This window comes from Brevundimonas sp. CURTG3B2_SDJG (genome assembly GCF_057364705.1).
The window spans coordinates 1-10,464 of record NZ_JBNFOJ010000093.1; the positions used below are offsets into that span (position 1 = coordinate 1).

Here is a 10,464-nt window from a genome sequence, read left to right on the forward strand (position 1 = left end):
CCGCGAGCGTCCGCTGATCTTCATCGACGCCGGCCATGGCGTCGCGACCCCGGCGCCCAGGGCGCCCGCTCCAAGGAAAGCGACGTGACCCTGGCCGCCGCCCTGGCGCTGAAGCAGGAATTGGAGCGGTCCGGCCGGTATCGCGTGCGGCTGGAGCCGCGAGAGCGACGCCTACGTCAACCTGCACCGGCGCGTGCCGCTGCCCGGGCGCGGGCGCGGACTCTGTTCATTTCGCTGCACGCCGACGCTGGCGCCGACCCCGCCACCCGCGGCGCCTCGGTCTACACCCTGTCGGAACAGGGCGCCGGACGGGCGGTGCGCGAGTTCACGCGCGGCGAGAACTGGCACCGCAGCCTGAACCTGCCGGGGCGCGACGCCTCGGTGGACCGCATCCTGCTGGACATGACCCAGCGCGCCACTCAGAACCGCTCCGCCCAACTGGCCCGCACCCTGCTGGGCGAGCTCGAGGAGGCCGACCGACCCATGCTGCGCCGCAGCCATCGCGACGCCGGCCTGGCCGTGCTGCTGGCCCCCGACGTACCCGCGGTGCTGCTGGAGATGGGCTTCATCACCAACCCGGAAGACGAGCGCTTGTTGAACGACAGCCGCGCGCGCCGCCGGCTCATGCGCGCGGTGGCTGAAGCCATCGACCGCTATTTCGCCGCGCCGCAGGACGGGCTGCAGATGGCGTCCAACGACGCGGCGGGGCAGCCCTAGGGACGAGCGGGACGGCCGCTCGTCGCGCGCGACCTTGTCGAAGGTCGCCGAAGGCGCTCTGTAGAGTCCGGTAGCGATCGGCGCGGACTGTCACATGCAACTGGATTGGGTGAGCGGCGTCCTGATCGCCCTGTGCGTTCAGAGTCTGATCCTGGCCTGCGCCCTGTCGCTCTCGTCGGGGAACGCGGCCGCCAACCGCAGTCTGGCGTTGGCCCTCGTCGTCCTGGCCGGCATGGCCTCGGTCCACGTGTTCGGCTGGACCGGCCGGGTCGAAGTCCCGCCGGTTCTGGCCTTCACGCCCTTCAAGATTCCGCTGGCGCTGGGGCCGGCGGTCTATGGCTATGTCCATGGCCTGGTCCGCGGCCGCCTTCCGCCTCGCGTCGGCCTGCATCTGCTGCCGGCGGCGATTCTGCTGACCTATCTGCTGATCGTCCTCCTGCTTCCCGCGGAGACGCGGTTCGTCTGGAAGGAGACCGTCCACGACGACATGATCAAGCCGGTGATCGAGGTGACGACGCTGGTGTCCCTGGCGGCCTACAGCCTGGCCAGCCTGCGGCTCCTGGGTCGATATCGGACCTGGCTGGCGCAGGCTCGCAGCGACGCGGACCGCTATGGCGCGCGCTGGATCGGCCAGGTCCTGGTCGCCCTGCTGGCTACCGGCGTCATGCTGTTCGGCGTCCGCCTCTACACCTGGTTCATCAGCGAGATGAACACCGGCCTGATGCAGATCTGGTTCGCTGTCTTCGGCGCCTACATCGGCGTCCAGGGATGGCGCAGTTCCGAGCGCGCCTTTCCCCGGATGGACGCCGCGCCGCCGCCGGTGGTCGATCCGGGCCAGGATTGGGCCGCCCTGGGCGCCGGGTGGCGCGACAGGACCCAGGCGTCCGGCTGCTGGCGCGAACAGGATCTGACCCTGGCCGGCCTGGCCCGGCGGCTCGGCACCAACACCGGCTACCTGTCCCGCGCCGTCAACGACGGGCTGGGCATGAATTTCAACGAGATGATCAATCGCATGAGGGCCGACGAGGTGGCCCGCCGCATCGAAGCGGGGGACGCGGCGCCCCTGATCCACATCGCGGAGGAGGCGGGCTTCAGCTCCAAGGCGACCTTCAACCGGGCCTTCAGGGCGGCGTACGGCGTCAGCCCCAGCGCCTGGCGGGAGGCGTCTCAGAATCCGAATAATCGAGGGACGCCGTAATCTGAGGCGACGGAAGGAGGCGGCCGGCTCCTTCTGCGCCAAACGGGAGGCGTTCATGAAGAGATTCACCGCGACGATGGTCGCGAGCCTGGTCCTGGCGTCAGGCGCGACGGCTCAGGAACGGCCGGCGAGGCCTTCGGCCGACGCGATCGACCGGGAGGTCGCGCTGGCGATGCAGGCGACGGGGGCGAGGGGGCTGGCTCTGGCCGTGATCGAAGACGGCCGCGTGGCCTATGTCTCGACCTATGGCGAGCGCAACGCGGCGGCGAGCCGCTGCGCCAGGACACCATCATGTACGGCGCGTCGCTGACGAAGGCGGTTTTCGCCTACACGGTCATGCAACTGGTCGACGAGGGACAGATCGACCTCGATCGCCCCATCGGCGAGATGCTGCCTCGGCCCCTGCCGGACTATGTCGGCGAGGACATCGAAGACCGCTATGCGCGATGGAGCGATCTGGCGGGAGACGATCGCTGGCGGCTGCTCACGCCGAGAATGCTGCTGACCCACTCCTCGGGGTTCGCGAACTTCGGCTTCCTAGAGCCCGACGGGAAGCTGCGGATCCATTTCCAGCCCGGCAGCCGCTACAGCTATTCGGGCGCGGGGATCATGCTGCTTCAGTTCGCGATCGAGGAAGGCCTGGGCCTGGAGATCGGTCAGGAGATGCAGCGACGGGTCTTTGGGCCGCTGGGCATGACCCGGACCAGCATGATGTGGCGCGAGGACTTCGCCGGCAACCTGGCCGACGGGTGGGATCTGGCCGGCAAGCCCGAGCCCCATGACGAGCGGAGCGCGCCACGCGCCGCGGGTTCGATGGACACGACCATCCAGGACTTCTCGAAATTCGCCGCCGCCTTCGCCGCAGGGCGGGGCCTGTCGGATCGGTCCTGGCAGGCCATGACCACCGCCCAACTGCCGATCCACACGGCCTCGCAGTTCCCGGTCCTCCAGCCGGACCTCCCGGTCGCCGAGCGTCGCGCCGACTTCGCCGCCAGCCTTGGCCTTCTCGTCTTCGAAGGACCTCAGGGTCCGGCCTTCATGCGCGGCGGCCACAACGACGTCACCGGCAACACCTGGGTTTGCGTCAAGGCCGGGCGGCGCTGCGTCGTCCTGCTTTCCAACGACGTCCGGGCCGAAGCCGCGTTTCCGCATCTGATCGCCTTCGTCCTGGGCGAGACCGGCGTGCCCTGGTCGTTCGCCAATGACGGCGTGACCTTCTGGGCCGGGCCGGAGGGCGCGGCCCGATGATCCGTGGCGCTCGGTCGATCCTGACCCTGCTGTCCCTGGTCCTTGGGCCCGCCGGGGCGGCCCTGGCGCAGGACGCCCCGCCGACGGATTGGGGCGCGGCCCTTCGCGAGGACGCCCAGGCCTTCCACGACCTGGTGGCGGCCAATCACCCCGGCCCGGTGGATGAGGCGAACCCGGGATTCAACGCCCGCCTCGAGTCAGGTCTGAGACTGGCGCTGGAACGGGCGCGGACCGCCGACAGCTACGAGGCGTGGTATTTCGCCTTGGAGCAGTATCAGGCCGGGTTCGACGACGGCCATCTGACCCTGATCGACCACGCCCCGATGGGGCATGTCTGGAGCATGGAATGGCCGGGGTTCATCACCGGCCTGCGAAACGCGCGGGACGGCGACCGCCACGAGGTGGTGTTCCGTCTGGACCCGGCGTCTCCCCCGCTCGGCGCCGTGCTGGACAGCTGCGACGGCCGTCCCGCCGATCGGCTGGCCCGGGAGAACGTGGGGATCACGGCCGGACGATGGATGCTGCGCTCGCGGCGGGCGCTCTATGCGTCGACCGTCCTGGTGGATCAGCGCAATCCCTATGTCGAGCGGCCCCGGCGGTGCCGGTTTCTGGTGGATGGCGGCCGGACCTACGACCTGACCTGGCGCCCGTTGCCGGACGCCGTCCGGGACCAGGCCTTCGCCGCGGCCATCAGCCCGCAGCATTTCGCCCCCATCGAACTGCGGGACTGGGATCGCGGCGTCTGGATCGGCCTGGGCGCCTTCGACGTGGACCCCGCCAGCGAGAACGGCCAGCGGCTGACGGCCCTTGTGGAGTCGGTTCAGGCGCGCGTCGAGGCCATCCGCGCCGCGCCGGTGGTGGTGTTCGACCTCCGGGGCAACGCCGGCGGGTCCTCCGCCTGGCCCAGCAAGCTGGCGCGAATCCTCTGGGGCGACGCCTATGTCGACGCCCTGGGCCCCCGTTCCGAGGCCTCCGACTGGCGGGTTTCGGAGGGCAACGAGACCCTGTTCACCCACTATCGCGACGTGGTGTTCGCCAATGACCCGACCATCCGCGCCTTCGCCGCCGAGGTCGTCGAGGGGCTTTCGCAGGCGCGGGCGGAGAGCCGGCCCCTTTGGAGGCAGGGCGGCGGCGAGGTCCGTCCGCCGCGCCCGGACGGCCCCCCGCTGGTCCGCGGTCGGACGTATGTCGTGACCGACTATCTGTGCGCCTCCGCCTGTCTGGACGCGGTGGACATGTTCCGCGCCATGGGGGCTCGGGTCGTGGGGCAGGAGACCTCGGCGGACACGCTCTACATGCAGGTTCGCGACGTCCCCCTCCCGAGCGGCCGTGTGACCGCGCGCATTCCCATCAAGGTCTATCGGGGGCGGGCGAGGGGCGACAACCAGACGGTGGTTCCGGATCATCCGTGGTCGGGCGACCTGTCCGATACGGCCGGCCTCGAGAGCCTGATCGGGCGACTGGAGTAGGCCGACGGCGAAGGGAGCCTCGCGCCGCCGCACGCCATCCCCTATTTCGGCCCCATGCGCCTTCGCGTCGTCGACCTTGAAACCACCGGCGGGGACCGGACCTCGGAGATCATCGAGGTCGGGTTCGTCGACGTCGCGCCCGATGGGGAGGGCGGGTGGCGGGCGTCGCCGCCGGTGACCAGGCTGTTCCGGCCCAGAGGCGAGATATCGGTGCACGCCATGGCGGTGCATCACCTGACGCCCGCCCATTTCAGCGACGCCGACCCGCACTGCGACGAGTACGCCCTGCGCGAGATGTTCCTGGCCGAGCCCGCGGACGTGATGGTGGCCCACGCGGCGCGGTTCGAGCGAGGGTTCATGCCGACACGGCGGTCGGCGGCGTGCCCTGGATCTGCACCGTGCAGTCGGCCAAGGCGGTCTGGCCTCAGGCGCCTGGGCATTCGAACCAGGTGCTGCGGTACTGGCGCAAGCTGGATCTGGACCCTGCTTTGGCCAATCCGGCGCACCGGGCGGGGCCCGACGCTTGGGTGACCGCCCATCTGCTGATCGACCTTCTGAAGGAGGCTACGGTCGAGCAGATGATCGGCTGGACGCGCGAGCCGCGCCGGCTGGAGCGGATGCCGTTCGGCAAGCATCGCGGCCGGCCGTGGTCCGAGGCGCCGCTGGACTATCTGCAATGGATGGTCGGGCGGCCCGGGATGGAGGCCGACGTCGTGGCCGCGGCGCGACAGGAGATCGAGCGTCGGACGACGGCGGCGACGGGCGCTCTGGCGGATGGTCCCGACGCGGGCTAAACCGGATTCCATGCCGCTGCCGCGCTTTTCCGACATCAAGGGCGTGAAGATCGCCGAACGCTGGTTCGTGATGGCGGGCGTCGCCCTGCTGGGCGGTATCACCCTGGCGGGGCTGGTGGTGACCATCTACGCCGCCTGGCTGTTCCACGATCTGCCCGACGCCTCGGAGCTGGCGGACTATCGCCCGGCGACGGCGACGCGGGTCTATGCGGGCGACGGCACCCTGATCGGCGAGTTCTCGGACGAGCGACGCATCTACGTGCCCTACGAGCAGATTCCGCTACCGGTGATCCAGGCCTTCCTGGCGGCCGAGGACCGGAACTTTTTCGAGCATGGCGGCATCGACGTTTCGGGTCTGGGGCGGGCGATGTTCAAGAACGTCTTCAACGCCGTCTCTGGGCGACGGCTGGAAGGCGGCTCGACCATCACCCAGCAGGTGGCCAAGAACGTCCTTCTGACCAATGAATCCAGCCTGAACCGCAAGGTGAAGGAGGCGATCCTCGCCAATCGCCTGGAAGCCACCCTGACCAAGCAGCAGATCCTCGAACTGTATCTGAACGAGATCTTCCTGGGTTATCGCTCCTATGGCGTGGCGGCGGCGGCATACAACTATTTCGGCAAGTCGCTGGAGCAGCTGACGCCGGACGAGGCGGCCTTCCTCGCCGCCCTGCCCAAGGGGCCCAACAACTACCATCCCAAGCGGCATCCCGAAGCGGCCAAGGGGCGTCGCGACTGGGTGCTGGGCGAGATGGCCGAGAGCGGCTTCATCACCCGGGAACAGGCCGCCGCCGGCCAAGCCCGCCCCCTGGTCACCCAGGACGCGCCGCGACGGGCCCAGTACGCCGACGCCGACTTCTTCGTGGAGGAAGCGCGCCGCCAGGCGATCGCCCGCTTCGGCCGCGAGGAAGTGAACCGCGGCGGCTACTATCTGCGCACGACTCTGGACCCCAGTCTGCAGTCGGCGGCGCGCGACGCCCTGATGAAGGGGCTGGAGAATTACGATCGCCGCCACGGCTGGCGCGGTCCCTGGGGCACGACCGATTTCGCCGAAGGCTGGCAGCAGGCGGCGATGCGCGGCGTCCGCGCGCCCGAGCGACGGGCCTGGGAGGCCGCGGCGATCGAGAACGTGGCCGGCAACAGCGTGCGCATCCGGACGGCGCGGGACGACCGCACCGGCTACCTGCTGACCGAGGACGCGGCCTGGGCCAACGCCAACCGCCAGCTGCGCCGCGGCGATCTGATCTTCGTCGAGGCTCGGGGCGGCCAGTACGCGCTGAAGCAGGTGCCGCGTGTGAACGGCGCGCTGGTGGCCATAGAGCCCCAGTCGGGCCGGGTACTGGCGATGGTCGGCGGCTACTCCTACGGCCTGAGCAGCTTCAACCGCGCTACCCAGGCGGAACGTCAGCCGGGCTCAGCGTTCAAGCCGTTCGTCTACGCCACCGCCCTGGAGGGCGACTACACGCCGGCCTCGATCGTCCTGGACGCACCGATCAGCTTCGCCGGCGGCCCGAACGGCACGCGGTGGAGCCCCGAGAACTACAGCCGCCAGTACTACGGCCCGCAGTCGCTGCGGCGCGGGCTGGAGCTGTCGCGCAACGTCATGACCGTACGCCTGGCCCAGGACATCGGCATGCGCAACGTGGTCGACCTGTCCCGCAAGATGGGCGTCTCGGACAATCTGCAGCCGAACCTGTCGGTGTCGCTGGGGGCGGGGGAGACCACGCCCTATAGGCTGACGGCCGCCTACGCCGCCTTCGTCAACGGCGGGCGACGGGTGGACCCCTATCTGATCGAGATGGTCCAGAACCGCGACGGCGAGACCATCTTCCGCGCCGACGAGCGCCGCTGCCGAGAGTGCGGGCGGCCGTTCAGCGGCCAGGAGTCGCCTCGGCTGGAGCCGCGCGGGACCCAGGTGATCGATCCGATCACAGCCTATCAGATCAGCTCGATGCTGGAGGGCGTCGTCCAGCGCGGCACGGCCGCCAGCGCCCGCGGCCTGGGCCGCTGGGTGGGCGGCAAGACCGGCACCACCAATGACTATCGCTCGGCCTGGTTCGTCGGCTTCTCGTCCGACATCGTGGTCGGGGTCTTCATCGGTTTCGACGACAACCGCTCCCTGGGTTCGGGCGAGACGGGGGCGACCACGCCGGTGCCGGTGTTCACCGACTTCATGCAGGTGGCGCTGCGCGAGCGTCCCGCGCGGCCCTTCGTGCGACCCAAGAACGCGATCTTCCGGGTGGTGAACGGCATCGAGGAGGCCTTCCGGCCCGGCACCGAGCGCCGCCGCGAGGAGGAGCGCGCCCCGGCGCCCGAGATCCCGACCGGTCCGCAGAACTACAACGACGTCCTCCGGCGCGAGCAAGAGGAGGCCGCCGGCCTGCCCCCCTCGACCACGCCGACGCCCCCGACCACGCCCCCGCCGCCGAAGAAGGAGCCGGCGGAGGATCTGAGCGGGCTGTACTGAGTGGCTAGTGGTTAGTGGTTAGTGGCTGACTGGATCAGCGCCGGAATCCTCGGCGTGACCTGTCCGCGTCGACTGCGACAGTCGCTAACCACCCCCCAGCCCCTTCCCCAACCGCGCGGACACCTCTATGTCCGCGCCTCACTTCATGTCGCAGGAGTTCGCGATGAGACCGGATGTCGAGGCCATGAAGGCCGACATCGAGCAGAGCATCGCTCTGCTCAGGAGGCGTCTTTGACTGGGATGTCGCTTTAAGGAAGCTCGATGAGCTGAACGCGCGGGTCGAGGACCCGACGCTGTGGAACGATCCCGAACAGGCCCAGGCCGTCAGCCGCGAACGCTCGCGACTGGAAAGCCAGGTCAGCGCCGTCAAGGAGATGGAGCAGGGCCTTGAGGACGGCGTGATGCTGGCCGACATGGCCGACGAGGAAGGCGACGAGGCCGCCCTTGAAGGCGCGCGCGCGGACCTGAAGGCCATCAAGGAACGAGCCGCCCGCGCCGAGCTGGAGGCCCTGCTGTCCGGCGAGGCCGACGCCAACGACGCCTATCTGGAGGTCAACTCCGGGGCCGGCGGCACCGAGTCCAACGACTGGGCCGGCATGCTGCTGCGGATGTACACCCGCTGGGCCCGCGCCCATGGCTACGAGGTCGAGGTCGAGGCCGAGGAGGCCGGCGAACAAGTCGGCATCAAGTCCGCCACCATCCAGGTGAAGGGCCCCAACGCCTACGGCTGGCTGAAGTCGGAATCGGGCGTGCACCGGCTGGTACGCATCAGCCCCTATGACGCCGCCGCCAAGCGGCACACCTCGTTCGCCTCGATCGGGGTGTCGCCGGTGGTGGACGACGCCATCGAGATCGACATCAATCCTGCGGACGTGCGCACCGACACCTACCGGGCGTCCGGCGCGGGCGGCCAGCACATCAACAAGACCGATTCGGCCGTGCGCCTCACGCACGTCCCAACCAACACGGTCGTGGCCTGCCAGGCGGGCCGCTCGCAGCACCAGAATCGCGAGCAGGCCTGGAAGATGCTGCGGGCACGACTGTACGAACTAGAGCTGCAGAAGCGCGAGGCCGCCGCCCAGGCTCTGGCCGACGCCAAGACCGACATCGGCTGGGGCCACCAGATCCGCTCCTACGTCCTGCAGCCATACCAGATGGTCAAGGACCTACGGACCAACGTCGAGACCTCGGACACCCAGGGCGTTCTGGACGGCGATCTGGACGACTTCATGGGCGCGGCCTTGGCGGCGCGTGTGGGGGAGACGAGAGGCTCGACCGTGGAGTAGCGCCGCTTGCGAAGTGGCTTGTGGCCAGGCCATCCGCCTCTTCAGCCAATGGGCCGAACAAAAAGGCCCCGGACTGAATCCGGGGCCTTTTCCTTTGCAGGTCGGTCGCCAAGACGCACCTTCCACTAGCCACTAACCACTAGCCACTAGCCACTAGCCACTAGCCAACTAGGCCGAAGGCTTCATGTCGATGACCTGCGGCGCGGGCTCGGCCGGGGCAGCCGCCGGGGCGCGGGGAGAGGCCGCGGGCGGAGCCTCGCGGCGGCCCTGCAGCACGCGACCCTGGAAGTAGGCGCCGATGTCGATCGACAGCTGTTCGGCGGTGATGTCGCCGTCGACGTAGGCGGTGGCGATCAGCTTGATCTGCTTGCCGGCGACCGCGCCGACGATGCGGCCGCGAACCTCAACGTAGTCGGCCGAGACATTGCCCTCGACCGCGCCGGTCTCGCCGACGATCAGCCGGCCGACGCGGACGTCGCCCTTGATGGAGCCGTCGATCTGGAGATCGCCGCCGCCCGCGATGTTGCCGTCGAACTGGAGATCCGACGACAGGGTCGACAGGCCGCGCGACGAGACGGACGGCGTGGGGGCCGCGGCGGCGCGGGGCGCTGCGGCGGACGAACCGCCCGGCGCGGGCAGGTCCGGCAGCGGGGGAATGGCCGAGCCGTTGTCGGAACGCGACTGGGGTTGCGGGGCGGGGGATTTAGTCTTGTTGAACAAGTTGGTCTCCGGCTCTCATGAAGCGGGCGGGGTTCTGCGGGCGGCCGTTCACCCACACTTCATAGTGCAGATGAACGCCGGTGGAGCGTCCTGTGGTGCCCATGGCGCCGATCCGCTGGCCCAGCGCGATGCGCTGGCGACCCGGGCGGCCATGGAGTTCAGATGGGCGAAGCGAGTCTTGAAACCGCGTCCATGATCTATTTCGACCACGTTGCCATACCCTGAACGCACGCCGACGAAAGACACGATTCCGGGAGCGGTGGCGTACACGGGGGTGTTCAGCGGGGCGGCGAAGTCCTGGCCCTGATGCACGGCCGGACGGCCGTTGAAGGGGTCGAAGCGAATGCCGAAACCGGAGGTGGTGCGGGCGCTGGTCGGGCGGCGGAACGGTAGGCCCTCGGCGGCGTCGGCCAGCTGGCGCATGTCGGACAGATTGTCGGCGGCCTTGCGGATGCGGGCGGCGAAAGGCCTCGGTCGACGTCCAGGACCACGCCCAGCGCGCGGGGGTCGCGAGCTTCGATCAGCGGCCGCCCAGGGCGGCGTCGCGAGGCGCGTAAGCGGCTGGGTT

12 protein-coding genes are annotated in these 10,464 nt (G+C 69.6%); 9 read left to right on the plus strand and 3 right to left on the minus strand.

Features of this window, described 5'->3' with window-relative positions:
- The 9 genes from AC2W7C_RS08055 to prfB all read left to right on the plus strand — a co-directional run.
- The coding region (locus AC2W7C_RS08055) for an N-acetylmuramoyl-L-alanine amidase family protein (RefSeq protein ID WP_486000967.1) at positions 1–717 on the plus strand (717 nt) is incomplete at its 5' end.
- 94 nt (positions 718–811) lie between these two features.
- Positions 812–1,915: a helix-turn-helix domain-containing protein gene (locus AC2W7C_RS08060; RefSeq protein WP_486000968.1), complete on the plus strand. Its 1,104-nt coding sequence runs from the start codon at positions 812–814 to the stop codon at positions 1,913–1,915.
- A gap of 55 nt (positions 1,916–1,970) precedes the next feature.
- The gene (locus AC2W7C_RS08065) at positions 1,971–2,225 is read left to right on the plus strand and encodes a hypothetical protein (protein ID WP_486000969.1); all 255 of its coding nucleotides are present in this window, start codon (positions 1,971–1,973) and stop codon (positions 2,223–2,225) included.
- Positions 2,207–3,163, plus strand: coding sequence for a serine hydrolase domain-containing protein (locus AC2W7C_RS08070; RefSeq protein ID WP_486000970.1), 957 nt, complete (start codon positions 2,207–2,209; stop codon positions 3,161–3,163). Before AC2W7C_RS08065 ends, AC2W7C_RS08070 begins: the two co-directional genes overlap by 19 nt.
- Positions 3,160–4,632, plus strand: a complete 1,473-nt coding sequence (locus AC2W7C_RS08075) for a S41 family peptidase (protein ID WP_486000971.1) — start codon at positions 3,160–3,162, stop codon at positions 4,630–4,632. The genes AC2W7C_RS08070 and AC2W7C_RS08075 overlap by 4 nt, the downstream gene beginning before the upstream one ends.
- Positions 4,633–4,686: 54 nt before the next feature.
- Positions 4,687–5,163: a 3'-5' exonuclease gene (locus AC2W7C_RS08080; RefSeq protein WP_486000972.1), complete on the plus strand. Its 477-nt coding sequence runs from the start codon at positions 4,687–4,689 to the stop codon at positions 5,161–5,163.
- On the plus strand, positions 5,160–5,426 hold the full coding sequence (locus tag AC2W7C_RS08085; protein ID WP_486000973.1) for a putative quorum-sensing-regulated virulence factor: 267 nt from the start codon (positions 5,160–5,162) through the stop codon (positions 5,424–5,426). Before AC2W7C_RS08080 ends, AC2W7C_RS08085 begins: the two co-directional genes overlap by 4 nt.
- Positions 5,427–5,436: 10 nt before the next feature.
- Complete coding sequence (locus AC2W7C_RS08090; protein ID WP_486000974.1) at positions 5,437–7,890, plus strand: penicillin-binding protein 1A; 2,454 nt, start codon at positions 5,437–5,439, stop codon at positions 7,888–7,890.
- 163 nt (positions 7,891–8,053) lie between these two features.
- Positions 8,054–9,176, plus strand: a protein-coding gene (gene prfB, locus AC2W7C_RS08095) for a peptide chain release factor 2 (protein ID WP_486000975.1) whose coding sequence is annotated in 2 segments (ribosomal slippage) — positions 8,054–8,122 and positions 8,124–9,176 — 1,122 coding nt in all. Because the reading frame shifts where the segments join, the coding sequence is not laid out codon by codon here.
- 168 nt (positions 9,177–9,344) lie between these two features.
- Here prfB and AC2W7C_RS08100 read toward each other — a convergent pair.
- The 3 genes from AC2W7C_RS08100 to AC2W7C_RS08110 all read right to left on the minus strand — a co-directional run.
- Entirely contained in the window at positions 9,345–9,896 is a 552-nt protein-coding gene (locus AC2W7C_RS08100; RefSeq protein ID WP_486000976.1) for a bactofilin family protein, read from the minus strand.
- Positions 9,880–9,999, minus strand: a complete 120-nt coding sequence (locus AC2W7C_RS08105) for a M23 family metallopeptidase (protein WP_486000977.1) — start codon at positions 9,997–9,999, stop codon at positions 9,880–9,882. The genes AC2W7C_RS08100 and AC2W7C_RS08105 overlap by 17 nt, the downstream gene beginning before the upstream one ends.
- The coding region (locus AC2W7C_RS08110; protein WP_486000978.1) for a M23 family metallopeptidase at positions 9,945–10,464 on the minus strand (520 nt) is incomplete at its 5' end. The genes AC2W7C_RS08110 and AC2W7C_RS08105, both read right to left, overlap by 55 nt.

Excerpts from the sequence above, each read along its gene's own strand:
- AC2W7C_RS08060 (WP_486000968.1), top strand. The coding sequence starts at position 812 with ATGCAACTGGATTGGGTGAGCGGCGTCCTGATCGCCCTGTGCGTTCAG.
- AC2W7C_RS08065 (WP_486000969.1), top strand. The coding sequence starts at position 1,971 with ATGAAGAGATTCACCGCGACGATGGTCGCGAGCCTGGTCCTGGCGTCA.
- AC2W7C_RS08070 (WP_486000970.1), top strand. The coding sequence starts at position 2,207 with ATGTACGGCGCGTCGCTGACGAAGGCGGTTTTCGCCTACACGGTCATG.
- AC2W7C_RS08075 (WP_486000971.1), top strand. The coding sequence starts at position 3,160 with ATGATCCGTGGCGCTCGGTCGATCCTGACCCTGCTGTCCCTGGTCCTT.
- AC2W7C_RS08080 (WP_486000972.1), top strand. The coding sequence starts at position 4,687 with ATGCGCCTTCGCGTCGTCGACCTTGAAACCACCGGCGGGGACCGGACC.
- AC2W7C_RS08090 (WP_486000974.1), top strand. The coding sequence starts at position 5,437 with ATGCCGCTGCCGCGCTTTTCCGACATCAAGGGCGTGAAGATCGCCGAA.
- AC2W7C_RS08105 (WP_486000977.1), bottom strand. The coding sequence starts at position 9,999 with ATGGGCACCACAGGACGCTCCACCGGCGTTCATCTGCACTATGAAGTG.